Genomic DNA, 17,572 nt, shown 5'->3' with positions numbered 1-17,572 from the left:
CGACCCCAATGAAACAAATCGATATCATCAAAACCTATAGCCAAAAGCGATGTTTGGTGGTAGACGATGTACCGGATATCCGAGCCAACCTTAAACGCATCCTGGTGGATTTTGGCTCGGCTAACGTCGACACTGCTGGCAATGCTGAAGAAGCGATCGATCTCTGCCAGAAACATCAGTACGATATTGTTCTGGCCGATTACAATCTGGGCACAAGTAAAACCGGGCAGCAACTGCTGGAAGAGTTGCGTTTTCACGGTCTACTCAACAACACCGCACTCTATGTCATGATCACAGCAGAGAGTGCTAGCCAGTACGTTTTACACGCACTCGAATACCAGCCTGACGACTACCTGAGCAAGCCCATAAACCGCGACTCGTTGCGCCCCCGCCTTGACCAGGCCCTGTTAAAAAACGAAGCCCTTATTGAAGCAAAAAAAGCGCTAGACAATAAAAACCCAAACAACGCCATATCGGCCTGCATAAAACTGCTCGCAAAAAAAAGCCGATACAGCAACGACGCCCGAAAAATGCTGGGCGAATTACATATTGGCCTTAAACAATATGATCAAGCCATGAAGGTTTACGCACAATTACCACAGGGGCGACACCCCGTTTGGGCCACCATTGGTATTGCTCGGGCCAAGTTCGGCCTTAAAGCCTATAAAGAGGCTGAAGAAATTCTCGATAACCTAATCGGTGAAAACCCGCTCTGTATCGAAGCCCACGATTTACTAGCTCGCCTATTCAAAGCCCAGAATAATCCTGCAAGAGCTCAACAAACACTACACAACGCACTGAAAATCTCCCCCTTTTCGAGTGAACGACAGCGTGAAATGGGTCGGATCAGTCATGACGCTGGAGATGAAAACACTTCAGTACATGCCTATCGCGCAGCCATAAAACAGAGCCGTAACTCCTGCCATGAGCAGGCAGAAGATTATTTGAACCTCGCTCAAGGCCTAACCAACCTAAGCAGAGAATCCAATAGCCAACTTCAAAGCCTGGCAAGTGAAGCGGTTGAGGCTATCAAAGCGGTAGAAAAACGATTCAGCACTCAGCCCATCGTAAAAATGCGAGGCAAGCTTGTTGAAGCCGACTTATACCATATACAAAAACTGGAAGAGCAAGCCAACCAAGCCACCAGCGAAGCACTAAGCATCCACAAGGAAATGCGTTTTAGCGCCATACAAAACACCTCTGCCCAATTGTGTATTGACTGTGCGCAGGCCTTTATGAACTTTGGTGAATATGATGCAGGCGAACAATTACTGCAAGAACTCGCTCGCATTAACAAAGACCCTGATATCGCCATACAACTCGACAAGCTGCTTCGCGAACCCCTGACCCGCGAAGGAATGCAACTGGCGGCGAAACTGAACAAGCAAGGCATTGGGTTTTATCAGCAGGAACAATACGAACAAGCCATCAAGGCCTTTAACAACGTACTTAAAGAAATCCCTAACCATATAGGGCTGAATCTCAATATGGTTCAGGCCATTATCAGTAAAAACAAAGGCGGCTCGGTATCCGATGAGGAGGTTGAGACCATTGCCAACAGCCTCCAACGTATAGGCCGAATCAACCCTGAGTCCAGCTATATCAAGCGCTATGAATACCTGTTGCGCCAGTACAGCAGGCTTATAGAAGCCTCGAACGAAAGTCCCTAACCCGGCTGCGAACATTTACGGTATTATACGTGGCCATTTGCCGCAAGCATTCTTATGCCACCACGCTCATACATACCATCTTCCAAGATTTTTATAGTCCTGCTTTTTTTAGCTGCTATTGGGTTCTTTTTTATTATTTTTGGTGCGGCATACTCGCAAGCTTGGTCGATGCCAAGCGCATTGGTTACCCCCATTATGGCTCTCGGCTCATTTGTTGCGGGCTCAACATTTTTAGGTGGTGGAGCAGTTGCCTTCCCAGGCCTAACTAAAATCATGGCGGTAGACCCCAGTAGCGCAAAAACTTTCTCCCTCGCCATTCAAAGCGTTGGCATGACATCAGCCAGTCTTTACATATGTTTCAGCGTAAAAAACATTCCCTGGCGTTTCTTTGCGCTCTACCTTCCTGGTGTAATTATCGGGCTGCTTGTTTCTCTGGGTTTTCTAGAAAAAGTCGTTGCCGGAAATGACTTGCGCATAGGATTTTCCTTGTTCGTACTGATTTTTATGCTGATCTACCTCTGGGCTTACACTAACAAGAAGGCGCACTATACCGATCTGGGTAAGCTTTCGATTGTCGACAAAAATTTAATTTTTAAGGCTGGATTATTAGGCGGGATTATTTCCGGCTTACTCGGCTCTGGGGCAGATCTTGTAGCCTTCTGCTTGCTGGCCTTGTACTTTCGTATTGACCTAAAGCTAGCAACACAGACATCGGTTATTATTATGGCCCTCACGTCCATCGTCGGGGTACTACTTCAGGGCCTAGTGTTTGCTGATATCACCCCTGCCATTCAGCAGCTCTGGCTGCTTGCAACACCTGTAGTAATGATCGGAGCTCCATTGGGCGCCGTTTTTTGCCGCCGAGCAACAACACGCTCGCTGCTTTTTTTTATTAGCGCTATCGTAATAGCCGAACTGGTTTCAACTCTGTTACTCGTTCCTATAGCGCTAAACAGAGCGGGCTACTATATATCGCTGGCCGTTATCTCTGTCACCCTTCTTCTACTCCTCCATAAATACAACCGAAGAAAAACCCACACAAGTCAACAGGCTTGCAAAGAGCTCGACTAGCAGAACTATCTGCGTTGCCTCCGAGGTGTCAAAAACGGGCTCAAAATGATCATTTATCAACCATCTTTCCTTGCCCTCTGGCGACCTCGCTTACGTTTTGCAACAAGCAGCTAGGGTTCAAACTTCAACAAAATTGACTCAACACCCAGCTTTTTATCCAAGGTACTTTTTGCCTTCGCCAGCTTTCTTTTTTTAAGGCTGGGCCCAACAAACAAACGGTGCATATTTCCCCGCTCAGTTTTAACCTTTCGTATATAAGCGCTGTAGCCCTGTGCAATCAGCTCATCTCGTTTTTCAACAGCGTGAGCCTTAAACTTATAACTGGCAATTTGCAATACCCAGCTATTGGGAGTGCCCTTGGCGGTCATAACTGGCTCTTCGGGCTCAACAGCTTGCGCACGTTTTTCATCGGGCACATACATTTTTTTTGCTTCGATTAGCGGCTCTTCCACTTTCGGCACCACTGGAGCAGGAACCACAACAGCTTCGATATGCGGCGCAGGAGGAATTTGAGTTTTCCTGTCCAGCGCCTCTATACGTTCGCGATCAAACACTACAGGAACAAAAACAACCGCAATTGCCACTAACACAAAGGCACCCACAATACGCTGCCTGAGTCCGTCGTCCACTATTCACCTCGTCTTATTGTTGTCATGGCTTCAGCTACCGTGAAAAATGAGCCAAATACCAATAATGGAGAACCATCGAATTGCTGCTGAGCACGGTCAATCCCAAAAGCCACCGTTTTACAAAGTGTAATATTTCTATCGCTCACACCCAACTCCATTAAAACCGCTGCAAGTCGCTCCCCCTGTGCCGCACGTGGAACATCTGGCAGATCAGCCACATACCAATGCTGGATATTTTTCAGCAGGTTTTTTAGTGCCCCACGAATATCTTTGTCCGCCATCATAGCAACAATTGCCACCTTGACCTCGGGTTCAGCTCCAGAGAGTTTTTCCGCCAATAACACCGTAGCTGCCGGGTTATGAGCAACATCAAAAAAAATAAGTCGCCCATTACTCAAATGATGAGGACTAAAACGCCCTGGCAGGGTAAAGCCTTCAATAACCGCAGCGGCTTCTAGTGGACAGAGTGTTAAACCCAACAAGCTAATAACCTGCCACGCTGCTGCCACACTGGGCAAAGGTAAATTGACAGATGATAATTTCAGCGCTTGTGTGTGGCTAACGCTATAGATTTCGATACCGTCATGCTGAACCCGACAGCCAAAATCCTGGTTAATGTGAAACCCATATACATCTAGCTCTTGTGCAATTTTCTGCAAACTCTTGGGCACATCGGCTTCTGCGCAAACAAAAGGAATTTTCGGCCTTAATATCCCAGCTTTTTCGCTGGCGATCGCTTCCCGTGAATTCCCCAACCAGCTTTCATGGTCAATCGCAATGGACGTGATTACTGCTATATCTGGCGGTAGGATATTCACCGCATCCAAACGCCCCCCTAAACCAACTTCTAACAGCCAATAGTCAACTTTATACTGCTGGAATAGGAGAAATGCAGCCAACGTACCAAATTCAAAATAGGTGAGACTGGTAGCTCCGCGCGCAATATCGATTCTTGCAAAAGCATCGCATAAACATTTATCGGAAACGGGGTTGCCATTTATTTTAATACGCTCGTTGTACGTCAATAAATGTGGCGAAGTATAGGAACCAACGGCTTTATCTACTGTAATCAGGAATTTTTCCAGCAGAGCAACGCAAGAGCCTTTCCCATTAGTACCGGCAACCGTAACAACTTTTGGGAAATGTGGCGCAGTATTTCTTGGATTAATAAAGGCTTCTAATCCAAGCGTAATCGCGACGAGTGAGACGCGATCCAAACCCAGATCGATCTCAGAAGGATGTAGAGTTTCCATCCAGCTGAGCCAATCAGCCAGATGGTTAAATCGAGAAGACATAAGAGATAGCTCTTGGGTGCTTTCGTTCAACTACTTCACCCGCAAATAAAAAGCTTATCAATCAGTTTAAGCCGCTGGCTGATTGGTCATTTTTGCTAACAGAGAGGCAATGCGATCGCGAATATCGTTGCGATGAATAATCATATCGATAGCACCGTGCTCCAACAAAAATTCGCTGCGCTGAAAACCTTTAGGCAACTTTTGGCGAATCGTCTGCTCAATAATATTGGGGCCTGCAAAGCCTGCTCGAGCACCTGGCTCAGCCGCATTGATATCTCCCAACAAGGCCAGACTTGCGGAGACACCGCCGTATACCGGATCGGTCATAATCGAAATAAAGGGTATACCCTCCATTTTCAACCTCTCAATAACAGCACTGGTTTTTGCCATTTGCATAAGCGAAATCAGTGCTTCCTGCATACGGGCACCACCAGTCGCCGAAAAACACACATAAGGAATTCTTTCTTCCAGCGCAACCTGAGCAGCTCGCGTAAAACGCTCACCGACGGCGTAACCCATAGAGCCACCGTGAAAAGCAAACTCAAAAGCACTGGCAACAACCGGCATAGATTTTAACGTGCCCCTCATTGCTACAAGCGCATCCTTTTCACCAGTGTTTTTTTGCGCAGTGGTTAAGCGGTCTTTGTATTTTTTTACGTCTTTGAATTTCAAACGATCTACAGGCAATACATCAGCCGCCAACTCATCCCGCCCTTCATCATCAAGGAAAATATCCAAGCGACGACGCGCGCCAATACGCATATGGTGGTCACATTTCGGACATACATCCAAATTTTTCTCTAGCTCTGGTCGATACAAAACGGCCGCACACTTGGTGCATTTTTTCCACAAGCCCTCAGGCACTTTACTCGCACTGCGAGAAGCCGGAGAGCGCACACTGGAAGGAACTATTTTTTCTAGCCAACTCATAACGTCATCATCTCGAATTTACAGTTCATCCAATCCTTGGCGAATTGGTTGAACAATTGCTGTGAGGGTTTCGCAAATACTTTCCGTGGACTGATCTGCCATATCACCCATGGCTTTAACATAGGCGCTACCAACAACAACGCCATCTGCTAACTCACCAATTGCCTTGGCTGTCGTTTTATCTTTAATACCAAAACCAACGAGTACCGGCAGCTCTGTGCAGGCACGGATTTGCTGCATTTTTTCTTTTACCGATTCTACATCCACATGACCTGCACCGGTAACACCCTTCAGTGACACGTAGTAGACAAAACCTCCGGCCAGCTTGGTGATGTAGGCAATGCGGCTTTCAGTTGTTGTCGGTGCAATCAGGAAAATATTTTCGATACCAACTTTTTTTAACTCAGTATCGAGATCTTCCACCTCTTCCGGTGGAAGATCCACCGTTAAAACCCCATCAACACCAGCCTCTGAAGCTGTGGACGCCAAGCTTTCATAACCCATTCGTTCAATAGGGTTAGCATAGCCCATTAAGACTATAGGAGTATCGGTATTGCTTGCTCGAAACTCTTTCACCAGCGCTATCGCACTCGTGAGGCTAGCACCGTTTTCAAGAGCTCGCTCGTGCCCTTTCTGAATAACCGGCCCCTCTGCCATTGGGTCTGAAAAGGGTACACCTAACTCTATAATATCGGTACCTGCCGCTACCAGTGCATGCATCGCTGGCATCGTGACTTCTGTTTTAGGGTCGCCATGGACAATATAACTGACTAAGGCCTTTCTCCCTTCAGCTTTACACGCTTGAAGGCGTTTGGTAATTCTATTCACTCGTGCCTCTCTTTCTATACTGTTATGCCATCAATATTTGCGACGGTCAGAATATCCTTATCCCCTCTTCCCGACAGGTTCACCACAATCATCTGATCTTTACCCATTTGTGGCGCCAGCTTTTCCGCATAAGCAACAGCATGACTGGATTCCAATGCAGGCATGATACCCTCGACCTTTGTCAGCCGACGGAAAGCATTCATGGCTTCATCATCGTTAATCGCAACATAATCCACTCGACCAATATCTTTTAACCAAGAGTGTTCAGGGCCAACGCCCGGATAATCCAACCCGGCAGAAACCGAGTGAGTTTCAATAATTTGGCCGTTTTCATCTTCCATCAGATACGTTCGATTACCGTGCAATATGCCGGGAATACCGTCGTTGAGCGGTGCGGCATGCTTGCCGGTTTCGACACCATAACCACCAGCTTCAACGCCGTACATTTTTACACTATCGTCCTCTAGAAAAGGGTGAAACAGGCCAATAGCATTTGAGCCGCCTCCAACGCAGGCAACCAACGCATCGGGAAGTTTTCCAACCATATCTAGAGATTGTCGCCTAGCTTCACGCCCAATCACACACTGAAAATCTCGTACGAGCTGCGGGTATGGATGCGGGCCAGCAACGGTACCTATGATGTAGAAAGTATCATCTACGTTAGTCACCCAGTCGCGCATGGCTTCGTTCATGGCATCTTTTAGTGTTTTTGAGCCGGAAGTTACAGGAACAACTTCTGCCCCCAAGAGCTTCATACGGTAAACATTTAAGGCCTGACGCTGAACATCTTCTGCACCCATATAAACAACGCATTTCAACCCCAAACGAGCTGCGACCGTCGCCGTCGCGACACCATGTTGGCCAGCGCCAGTTTCGGCAATAACTCGAGATTTCCCGGTATATTTCGCCAACAGAGCCTGACCGATGGTGTTGTTTACCTTGTGCGCACCAGTGTGGTTTAAATCTTCGCGCTTAAGATAAATTTGCGCGCCGCCTAGCTCACGAGTCAGGCGTTCAGCGTGATAGAGCGGCGATGGTCGACCAACATAGTGGGCCAGATCCTTATCGAACTCTGCAACAAACTCGGGGCTGTCTTTCACACGGGTATAAATTTCTTCTAGCTCATCTAGCGCATGCATCAACGTTTCAGATACAAACTTCCCACCGTATATACCGAAGTGACCTTTACTGTCTGGCACGGCTGAATAATCAACTTTTTTATGATCACTACTCACTTGCTCACTCCACCTTCGCGTTTTCAATAAACGCCTCTATTTTTGCTTTATCTTTCTTGCCCGGCGAAGCTTCTACTCCGCCACTGACATCAATTCCATAGGGCTTTACACTTTTGATAGCACTGGCAACATTTGCGGGTGAAAGCCCCCCCGCAAGCACCAAGGGTTTCGGCGGATCCCGGGGCACGCGCGCCCAATCAAAGCACTCACCGGTTCCTCCTGGAACACCTTTTTTATAGGCATCTAACAAGAAACCACTCGCACCGGGAAACTGCCCCATTTGCTCGAGAACATCTACCCCCTCCTTCATACGAACTGCCTTAATATAGGGCCGGTCAAACTGTTCGCAAAACGCTGCATTTTCATCTCCGTGAAACTGCAGGACATGCAAGGGAACGCGGTTAAGTAATTCACCCATAAAATCCAGCTCAGGATTCACCACTAAACCAACAACGGTTACAAATGGCCCTACGGCCAGAGCGATCTCTCGAGCGACATCCAAATTCGCCACATTTCGTGGACTTGCCCCATAAAAAACCAACCCGATTGCATCAGTATTCAATTTTACCGCCAACAATGCATCTTCCCGATTGGTTATGCCACATATTTTTACGCGCATTGAGGACTGCCCCCGCTTGCAAATCCCTATTTAAAAAAACGCAAAATATTAACAGAATTGCAGCAACTTGGGGCGATTATGTTACTACCAGATGTTGTTCGCCCTTCAGCTTTGTATAAAAGGTGGTCCCAACGGTTGTACAGGCAACTTGAAGCCCTGGGGATATTCCACAGCAACAAGGTAGAGACCATGCGGCGCAGCGGTGGCTGCCGCCCGAGTTCGATCTCTACCCTCCAGCAACTCCTTGATCCAAGTTGTCGGCTTGCGCCCACTCCCCACTTCCAACAATGAACCAACAAGGTTGCGGACCATATGGTGGAGAAAGGCATTGGCTCGAACTTCCATAATGATTAATTCACCCACAACCTGAAAACGAATCCGTTCAATTGTTCTAACCGGGCTTTTCGCCTGGCACTGGGATGCGCGAAAGGCGCTGAAATCGTGCTCCCCCACCAAGCTCTGAGCACCATCCCTCATAGTATTAATATCCAGGCAATCATTAGTCCAGGTCACTTGCTTTTTCAGGACCGGCGAACGCACCCCAGCCGAGTGAATCACATAGCGATATGTTCGCGACAGTGCCCTGAACCGAGCATGAAAATCCAAGCTGACGTTTTCTGCCCAGAGAACCCTAATATCATCAGGAAGCTGCGTATTCACTCCCTGCACCCAAGCCCTGAGGGGACGCTGGGCCAGCGTATCAAAATGTACCACCTGCCCAGTAGCATGTACCCCTGCATCCGTTCTACCGGCGCATACGAGCGTAATATTTTCATCCGCCACATAACTCAAAGCTCGCTCGAGATGCTCCTGCACCGTATGCTCGGTACTCGCCTGCTTTTGAAACCCGTGAAGCTCTGTCCCCGAGTAGGCAAGGCCCGCAGCAACCCGCACTATTCCCTCGGGAACATCCGTGCCCATTTTTATTTCTGTATTGCGTTTATAGATTTGATTGAACTTACTAGACATTACTTTGTGATTCGATTGTGAAACCTTTACAGGATTTTATATCGCCGCCATAAAAAAGCCCCGCTTTCGCAGGGCTTTTGCTACTCAGAGTTCAATTAGCGTCACTATACTCGCGAGAGTAAATTTTCAGCTTCTTGTTTCTGCTGAGGATTACCCTCTTTCATAATTTCGTCAAGGATGTCACGCGCACCATCCGCATCACCCATATCGATGTAGGCTCGAGCCAAATCCAGCTTTGTTGCCGTTTCATCGCTGTCGCTCAGAAAACCCAAATCGTCATCTTCATCAGCTTCTGGGTCGATTTCAGGAATATTGAACTCAAGATCCGAATCAGGCACATCTGCAAGCGCCTGCTCGAACAATGTATCCTCTCCAGTTTCTTCAGCATTGTCCTCTGCATCGTCAGAACCCACTAGCGACTCGACATCCACTGTTTCTGAGGCATCATCACTAAGAGTTTCTGGCTCTAGATCTTCCGTTAGATCCTGCTCCAACTCAACCTCAAAATCATCGAAGTCTGTTATGGGTTCTTCCATAACTGTCGGAGTGGCCGGAAGGTCTGAATCGTCGTCAAAATCAAAATCATTTTCCAGGCTAGGCTCAATTGGCGCCGTCAACTCAAGACTATCGATATCGGCTTCTTCGACACCAAGATCGGATGTCAACGCATCTAATTCCTGATCCAGAGCGGAAAGATCCAGATCATCGGAAAGATCCAGATCTTCACCCATATCGCTCTCGGATTCATCACGAAGCTCAACACTTTCTGACATAAGCTCGCTGACAAACTCTTCATCTTCATCAAGCGCCAACTCATCGAGCAAATCATCTGAGCCAGTAGCGATATCTAAAGCGTCATCACCGAGTTCAAGATCTAGCTCTCCCGCAATATCAAGATCACCTAAATCATAATCACCCTTCTCGACATCAGCATCCAGCTCTAAGGACAGATCCTCAGGCTCTTCCCCAATATCCAAGTCGAGCGCTGACAGGTCAGTATCAAGATCCACAGAGGTGTCTTCAGTATCCTCTAGCGATAATGAAGCAAGCTCATCATCTAACGCGCCTAACTCGAGAACGCCGAGTTCGTCATCATTTCCACCCTCGATGGATGGCTTAGCGTCAAAATCCAGATCAAAGTCTTCGATATCCAGGTCCCCGTCATCTGAGGAGACCTCTTCGAGATCCAGTTCCAACTCTAGGCCAGTATCAACCACACCGGACTCATCCAGCTCAGGCAACTCAAAATCTAATGATTCGTCATCGGCTAGATCTTCGAGTGGCTCAATATCACCTAACTCCAGATCAAAATCCGAACCATTATCACTGGTCGACTCGTCCTCGGTATCCAAACTTTCGATATCCAACTCAAAATCGAGACTTTCATCCAAATCGCTTACATTCTCAGAGAACTCTCCAGATGCCTGCTCACTCGCTTCATTCAGGTCCAAACTCAACTCTTCGAAGTCATCCTCAACTTCGTCGCCCAAATGCGAAGCCAGATCACTCAAAGGTGCACCCAACGTATCGGAATCCATATTCGATGCCGTTTCTACGGCTGCGTCGTATAGGTTGTTATCAAATTCCGGCGCGTCCTGGATGGAGGATCTCAACTCCTCTGCACGCCCCTTGGCATGAGCATCACGAGAAGCCAGCAGAGCTGCGTAATGAGGGTCAAACCTTTCTATATCCTGCTGCTGGGCATAAACCTCTAGCAACTTAATTCGAATCGCAGTATCTGAAGGCTCGCGTTCCAATGCGCTGCTCAGCATTTCTTCCGCCTGATCATACTTGCCGTAAGCAATGTAAATATCGGCTTCAGCGACCACGTCCTCAGTCTGAGCTTCGGCAGCGCTAGGCTCTTCGATCTCCGGTTCGGCAACGACTTCTTCTGGAGCTTCCTCCTCGTAACCGTCGTCTTCTAGATCAGCACCAATAACAGCCGCTGTCTCTTCAAATAATGGCTCTTCAGGCTCGGTGGTATCGAAATCAGCCTGACTCAGGAAGTCGTCACTTTCACCGATAAACTCTTCAGACTCACGACGCTGACGAATAATGAAGAAAGCGCCCAGAATCAATGCAACCAAACCACCTACGATAAAAATAAGGTTATCCAGAATGTGATCCAAAATGGACTTTTCAACAGGCCTAGGCGCGGAGACTACTTTAGGCCGGGGCATGGGCGTTGGCGTTACCTCCAGCTCGGCTGTAGCATCCAACACTTCCTCTGTCGCCACGCTATCAGCAACATCTACTGTGGCTGAATCGCTGGGCATAGCAGTCGCGTCTTCAACTGCGCTATCTGCAACCAAAACATCTGCATCAGCCATTGAAGCTTCATCTAAAATATCTTCTCCGCCCTCAGCAATTGCCTGCTCGTCGGCTGCGGCGTCGGCCTGTGCCTGAGCCTGTTTGGTCTTTTCTACCGAAAGCTCGAGGGCGCGCATATCCTCACTGCTAATCTCGATCATGCGCTCCATAGTCTGAATTTGCTCTTCCAGAGATTCGACATGGGATTTCAGATCGGAGTTTTCACGTTCAGTTTTATCGAGCTGTTCAAGCGTAATCGCCAGTTCGTTTTCGAGTGCTTCAGTACTACCCGCACCTGACCCGGTACCGCGACCTTCTAGACTGCTAGAAACGTCCTCTGGAGAAGATAGGCTTACACGCCCTTCAACGACCTCGGGGGCTTCCTCATAACTAGCTACACTCTTACTGCCCTCGAGCTGAGCACCGTAACCTGCATTGGGGTCGCCAGACCAAGAGGTATTTTGTACGGCTACTTCGCTAATCGCTCTTTGCTTGGTGTATTCAACGATCTGGTTTCTATCGGGAACACGTAAAATCTGCCCTTTTCTCAGCAAATTTATATTGTTATTGATAAAGGCTTCAGGATTTAGACGTTGCAGTGCCAGCATCGTCTGCTGAATGGAGACTCCACGGTCTGGTCTTACAGACTTGGCAATATCCCACAAGGTGTCATTTGCCTTAACCGGACCATAGTCGTCACCAGAATAGTTTGGTTCAGATTGCTGGTAACCCGTTATGCTGGAGGATGGCTGCGAAGGTGCTTCATCAAAAGAGGAACGGGGGTTATATTTTGCTGAGCTGTCCACCTGATTGGTAGCAGGTTGTGCTCTTGGTTTAGGCTGAGTGTTTCTGGATGTTGCCGCAACCGGTGCAGCCTTTTCGCCTGAAAATACTGGCAAGTCCATCAACAGGGTATATTCACGCAGCAAACGGCCACTCGGCCATTGGGCCTGAAGCACGAAATTTACAAATGGCTCTTTTACCGGCTTGGTTGAGCTAACCAGAATGGCGGGAGAACCACCGGTAAGCCTTACCTTAAATTTAAGGCTGGTTAAAAAATAGGGGCGCTCTACACCAACGCGCTCGAAGTCCTGGGCAGAAGCTAAACCCACAAGGATTTCACTTTCGCTCAAGTCACGAACTTGCAGCAGTTCAATTTCCGCATTTAAAGGCTGGTTAAGAGCAGATTTTAGCGTTATCTCTCCGAGCCCCAAGGCGAAAACCGCTTGCGGTAATACCATCGCGAACGCGCCCAGAAGCAACACCAGTATTCTATGACCCATAGGAGAATCCTTGTTTTAATAATTCAGAGTGGCACGTCGTCACGCATTAGGAAAAACACAAAACGCGAACCAGTCATACCCTTGGTCGAATTCGAAATAACAAAACCTCGAATAATCTTTCACTATTGATCGTAAGTATTCATTATAAATAGGTTTTTTTCAACTTATTGACCATGCTAACAGCGTTTAACAGGCCCTGTTAGAGCATGTTTTTAGAGGAAAGACACAATTTAAAGTTGTTTTTTTGATCAATATAGAAACTGATCGGGCTTTTCGCCAATATCCAGACAAAAAGTTGTGAAGATAAAGACAGAGATAAGAATGTGCCCGCATGCTTTGCGGGCACATTCTTTTGTGGCTGGTTTCATTGCTCTCGCAAAATTTTCAGCATACGTCGCAGAGGCTCCGCTGCACCCCACAACAATTGGTCACCAACGGTAAAGGCGCTGAGATATTCCGGCCCCATGGACATTTTCCGCAAGCGCCCTACAGGAATAGATAAGGTGCCAGTTACTTTTGTTGGCGTCAGCTCCTGTAAAGTAATATCGCGATCATTCGGAATCACTTTCACCCATTCATTCGCACTACCAATAATTTGCTCAATTTCACCCAGGGGCACATCCTTGGTCAGCTTGATAGTCAATGCCTGACTGTGGCAGCGCATGGCTCCAATACGCACACAAATTCCATCAATTGGAGTGGGGTTAGCGGAGCTACCCAAAATTTTATTGGTCTCAACCTCCCCTTTCCACTCTTCCTTGCTCTGAAAGTTTTCCAGCTGCTTATCGATATAAGGCAACAAGCTTCCCGCCAGAGGCGCACCAAAGCGGTCAATTGTGAGGTTTTCTCGCATGGTAGTGACGACTTTACGATCGATGCCAAGTATTGCAGAGGCTGGATCAGCTAGATCAGCGGCGACACTGTCACGGATTTCACCCATCTGGGTAATCAATTCGCGCATATTCTGAGCTCCAGCGCCACTGGCAGCCTGATATGTCATAGCGCTCGTCCACTCAACCAATCCCTCACGGAAAAGGCCGCCCAAGCCCATAAGCATCAGACTAACGGTGCAGTTGCCGCCTATATAGTTTTTAACGCCCTTAGCAAGGCCGTCGCGAATAACATTATCATTCACCGGGTCTAGGACTATAAGCGCGCTATCATCCATACGCAGAGAGGACGCCGCATCAATCCAGTACCCCTGCCAGCCGCCTTCACGCAACTTCGCAAATACCGCACCCGTATAATCGCCACCTTGACAGGAAATAATGGCATCCATTTTCGCCAGCTCTTCAATAGCAAAAGCATCTTTTAGCGCCGGGGCTTCTACACCTACATCGGGAGCCGCACCTCCAACATTGGAGGTAGTAAAAAACACAGGCTCCAAACCAACAAAATCATTCTCTTCCAGCATACGGCCCATGAGCACCGAACCGACCATGCCACGCCATCCAACAAATCCAACTCTCATAACCTTTCTCTCTACAAATTAACCTAACGACTTATAATGATGGAATCCGAATTACGTAAGTACCGCGACAACCGCATCACCCATTTCACTGGTCGATACTTTTGTGGTGCCTTCGGAATAGATATCTGCTGAGCGCAATCCCTGGTCAAGCACTTCACCGACAGCCTTTTCAATAGCGTCCGCCGCTTTTGCTTCATCTAAGGAGTAGCGCAGCATCATGGCAGCAGACAAAATCGTCGCCAGAGGATTAGCAATACCCAGCCCCGCAATATCGGGAGCGGAACCATGCACCGGCTCGTACAAACCGCGACTGTCAACATTTAACGAGGCTGAAGGCAACATACCGATAGAGCCAGTCAGCATTGCCGCCGTATCCGACAATATATCGCCAAACATATTACCCGTAACGATGACATCGAATTGTTTGGGTGCGCGCACCAACTGCATGGCAGCGTTATCAACATACATGTGAGATAACTCAACGTCAGGATACTCGCGCGCAAGCGATTGCATAACCTCGCGCCACAGTACCGTTGCTTCCAACACATTAGCTTTATCCACGGAACAAACACGCTTATCGCGCTTCATTGCCATTTCGAACGCCGTACGACCAATGCGCTCAACTTCGTGTTCGGCATAAACGTAGGTGTTATAACCTTGGCGCTCGCCGTTATCCAGCAAGCGAATACCTCGTGGCTCACCGAAGTAAATTCCACCGGTTAATTCACGAACGATGAGAATATCCAAGCCCGCAACCAACTCTGGTTTTAGGGACGATGCATCAGCTAATTGTGGGTACAAAATGGCCGGACGAAGGTTAGCGAATAAACCCATTTCGTAACGAATTTTTAACAGACCCTTTTCCGGACGAATGCTTGCATCCATAGCGTCCCATTTGGGACCGCCAACAGCACCCATCAATACTGCATCGGCTGCTTGACATTTTTCAAGAGTGGAACTGGCCAGCGGGACACCGTGAGTGTCGATCGCGCAACCACCAATAAGATCCTCTTCAAACTTAAGGCCAAGTTTAAACTTTTTATCCACGGCCTCTAATACTTTTACCGCTTCAGCCGTAATTTCCGGACCAATGCCATCTCCGGGTAACAATACAATTTTTTTACTCAAGGTTTTTCCCTCTAATTCAAAAAGCACGCACTATTGACTAACTGCGCCAAACAACCAGGGCTTTTGCTGCTTACGGCTGCCTTCGTATTCACGAATCAGCTCGGCATCTTGCAGCGTAAGACTAATATCATCCAAACCGTTTAGCAGACAGTGCTTGCGAAATTCTTCAACTTCAAACACGTATTCTGCACTTGCTGAAATAACTTTTTGCTGCTGTAAATCAATGGTTAGCTGGTATCCCTCGCTGGCATACATCTGTTCAAACAGTGTATTGACATCCTGTTCATCCAGCACAATTGGCAACAGCCCATTTTTAAAGCAGTTATTATAAAAAATATCGGCAAAGCTAGAAGCGATAACCGCACGAAAACCATATTCATCCAGCGCCCATGGTGCGTGCTCTCGACTAGACCCACAACCAAAATTTTCACGCGCCAAGAGGATACTTGCGCCCTGATAACGTTCAAAATTCAACGGAAATTCTGGGTTAATGGGACGCCCTTTGTTTTCTTTTCCCGGCTCACCCTTATCGAGATAGCGTAGCTCATCAAACAGGTTGGGACCAAAACCTGTTCGCTTAATTGACTTCAAAAATTGCTTCGGAATAATTAAATCGGTATCGACATTGGCGCGATCCATAGGCGCAACAAGGCCCATAACCGTTGTAAAGCTTTTCATATGCTGTCTTCTCCTAAAAGTCACGCACGTCTACGAAATGGCCCGCAATCGCTGCGGCTGCGGCCATCGCCGGACTAACCAGATGTGTTCTGCCGCCATAGCCTTGACGGCCCTCAAAATTTCGATTGGATGTTGAAGCGCAGTGCTCCCCCTCCCCCAGACGGTCTGCGTTCATTGCCAAACACATGGAACATCCAGGCTCTCGCCACTCGATATTTGCGGCAATAAAAACTTTATCGAGCCCTTCTGCCTCTGCCTGAATTTTAACCGCACCGGAACCCGGAACAACAATAGCTTCTTTAACAGACTCGGCTTTGAAGCGGCCTTCAACGACTTTCGCCGCCGCGCGTATATCTTCTATACGGGAGTTAGTGCAGGAACCGATAAACACACGATCAACCTTAATATCCCCAATTGCCTGGCCTGCTTTCAGGCCCATATAGTCAAGAGCTCGACGAATTCCTCCAGCTTTTACCTCATCGCTTTCTTCTTCAGGGTTGGGCACAAGCCCATCAATTGGCAGTACCATTTCTGGTGATGTTCCCCAACTCACTTGAGGCTTGATCGCTGCACCGTCCAGCGCCACGACACAATCGAATTCGGCATCGGCATCGGAGTGCAGCTCTCGCCAACACTCTTTGGCTGAGGCCCAATCATCCCCCTTAGGAGCAAAGGCGCGGCCTTCAACATATTCCAGTGTAATATCATCTACACCAACCATACCTGCACGAGCACCTGCTTCGATCGCCATATTACAAACCGTTAAACGTCCTTCCATCGACATACTGCGGAAGACACCGCCTCCAAATTCGATCGCATAACCCGTGCCGCCGGCCGTGCCTATTTTCGCGATAATAGCCAGAACAACATCTTTGGATGTCACCCCATTACCGAGTTCACCGTCTACCCGCACCAGCATATTTTTCATTTTCTTGGCTACAATGCACTGAGTTGCCAGCACATGCTCCACTTCACTGGTACCAATACCAAAGGCGAGAGCACCTAGAGCACCATTGGTTGAAGTATGGGAGTCGCCACACACAATCGTCATTCCAGGAAGGCAGGCGCCCGTTTCAGGGCCAACCACATGCACAATCCCCTGTCGCTTATCGTTGATTTTAAACTCAACGATACCCAGCTCATCACAGTTATCATCTAGAGTTTTGACCTGAATTCTTGAGATCGGGTCTTCAATGCCGTCTACACCGGAGGCCCGCTCATGCGCAGTCGTCGGAACATTGTGGTCAGGAGTAGCGACAACACTATCCGCCCGCCAAAGTTTCCTCCCTGCGAGCCGCAAACCCTCAAAGGCCTGTGGAGACGTCACCTCATGTACGATGTGACGGTCGATATAGATAAGCGAAGATCCGTCGTCTCTCTGAGTAACAACGTGATCATCCCAAAGTTTATCGTAGAGCGTTCTTGCAACCATTTTCGACCTCTAAATAGTTAATGT

General features: G+C 48.1%; 14 protein-coding genes. 2 read left to right on the top strand and 12 right to left on the bottom strand.

Annotation, left to right across the window (positions count from 1 at the left end):
• Positions 1-8 precede the first annotated feature (8 nt).
• Together H5715_RS04560 and H5715_RS04555 are read left to right on the top strand one after the other, a co-directional pair.
• Entirely contained in the window at positions 9-1,670 is a 1,662-nt protein-coding gene (locus H5715_RS04560; protein WP_075187998.1) for a response regulator, read from the top strand.
• 168 nt (positions 1,671-1,838) lie between these two features.
• A complete protein-coding gene (locus H5715_RS04555) occupies positions 1,839-2,741 on the top strand; it encodes a sulfite exporter TauE/SafE family protein (RefSeq protein ID WP_246434684.1) in 903 nt (300 codons plus the stop codon).
• Positions 2,742-2,851: 110 nt separating this feature from the next.
• Here H5715_RS04555 and H5715_RS04550 read toward each other — a convergent pair whose 3' ends face one another.
• The 12 genes from H5715_RS04550 to leuC all read right to left on the bottom strand — a co-directional run bounded on the left by H5715_RS04550 (position 2,852) and on the right by leuC (position 17,548).
• Positions 2,852-3,370, bottom strand: a complete 519-nt coding sequence (locus tag H5715_RS04550) for an SPOR domain-containing protein (RefSeq protein WP_075188000.1) — start codon at positions 3,368-3,370, stop codon at positions 2,852-2,854.
• The gene (locus tag H5715_RS04545; protein ID WP_075188001.1) at positions 3,370-4,665 is read right to left on the bottom strand and encodes a bifunctional folylpolyglutamate synthase/dihydrofolate synthase; all 1,296 of its coding nucleotides are present in this window, start codon (positions 4,663-4,665) and stop codon (positions 3,370-3,372) included. Before H5715_RS04545 ends, H5715_RS04550 begins: the two co-directional genes overlap by 1 nt.
• Before the next feature lie 66 nt (positions 4,666-4,731).
• Positions 4,732-5,595, bottom strand: a complete 864-nt coding sequence (gene accD / locus H5715_RS04540; RefSeq protein WP_075188002.1) for an acetyl-CoA carboxylase, carboxyltransferase subunit beta — start codon at positions 5,593-5,595, stop codon at positions 4,732-4,734.
• An 18-nt stretch (positions 5,596-5,613) separates the two neighbouring features.
• Positions 5,614-6,423, bottom strand: a complete 810-nt coding sequence (trpA, locus tag H5715_RS04535) for a tryptophan synthase subunit alpha (protein WP_075188003.1) — start codon at positions 6,421-6,423, stop codon at positions 5,614-5,616.
• A 14-nt stretch (positions 6,424-6,437) separates the two neighbouring features.
• A complete protein-coding gene (gene trpB / locus H5715_RS04530; protein ID WP_075188004.1) occupies positions 6,438-7,658 on the bottom strand; it encodes a tryptophan synthase subunit beta in 1,221 nt (406 codons plus the stop codon).
• A gap of 4 nt (positions 7,659-7,662) precedes the next feature.
• Entirely contained in the window at positions 7,663-8,277 is a 615-nt protein-coding gene (locus tag H5715_RS04525) for a phosphoribosylanthranilate isomerase (protein ID WP_075188005.1), read from the bottom strand.
• A gap of 105 nt (positions 8,278-8,382) precedes the next feature.
• Positions 8,383-9,246 carry a tRNA pseudouridine(38-40) synthase TruA gene (gene truA / locus H5715_RS04520; RefSeq protein ID WP_075188006.1) on the bottom strand — a complete coding sequence of 288 codons (864 nt, stop codon included), beginning with the start codon at positions 9,244-9,246 and terminating at the stop codon, positions 8,383-8,385.
• Between the two features lie 104 nt (positions 9,247-9,350).
• Positions 9,351-12,839 (bottom strand): FimV/HubP family polar landmark protein, encoded by a 3,489-nt coding sequence (locus H5715_RS04515; protein ID WP_075188007.1) that lies wholly within the window; start codon positions 12,837-12,839, stop codon positions 9,351-9,353.
• A 364-nt stretch (positions 12,840-13,203) separates the two neighbouring features.
• Positions 13,204-14,310 (bottom strand): aspartate-semialdehyde dehydrogenase, encoded by a 1,107-nt coding sequence (gene asd, locus H5715_RS04510; protein WP_075188008.1) that lies wholly within the window; start codon positions 14,308-14,310, stop codon positions 13,204-13,206.
• 51 nt (positions 14,311-14,361) lie between these two features.
• Positions 14,362-15,438 (bottom strand): 3-isopropylmalate dehydrogenase, encoded by a 1,077-nt coding sequence (leuB, locus tag H5715_RS04505; protein ID WP_075188134.1) that lies wholly within the window; start codon positions 15,436-15,438, stop codon positions 14,362-14,364.
• Positions 15,439-15,468: 30 nt separating this feature from the next.
• Positions 15,469-16,116, bottom strand: a complete 648-nt coding sequence (gene leuD, locus H5715_RS04500; protein ID WP_075188009.1) for a 3-isopropylmalate dehydratase small subunit — start codon at positions 16,114-16,116, stop codon at positions 15,469-15,471.
• Between the two features lie 13 nt (positions 16,117-16,129).
• On the bottom strand, positions 16,130-17,548 hold the full coding sequence (gene leuC, locus H5715_RS04495; RefSeq protein WP_075188010.1) for a 3-isopropylmalate dehydratase large subunit: 1,419 nt from the start codon (positions 17,546-17,548) through the stop codon (positions 16,130-16,132).
• Positions 17,549-17,572 lie beyond the last annotated feature (24 nt).

This window comes from Teredinibacter haidensis, assembly GCF_014211975.1.
GTDB lineage: Bacteria > Pseudomonadota > Gammaproteobacteria > Pseudomonadales > Cellvibrionaceae > Teredinibacter > Teredinibacter haidensis.
Note: the sequence above shows the minus strand (reverse complement) of the source record. Positions and strands in the feature narration are given on the sequence as shown.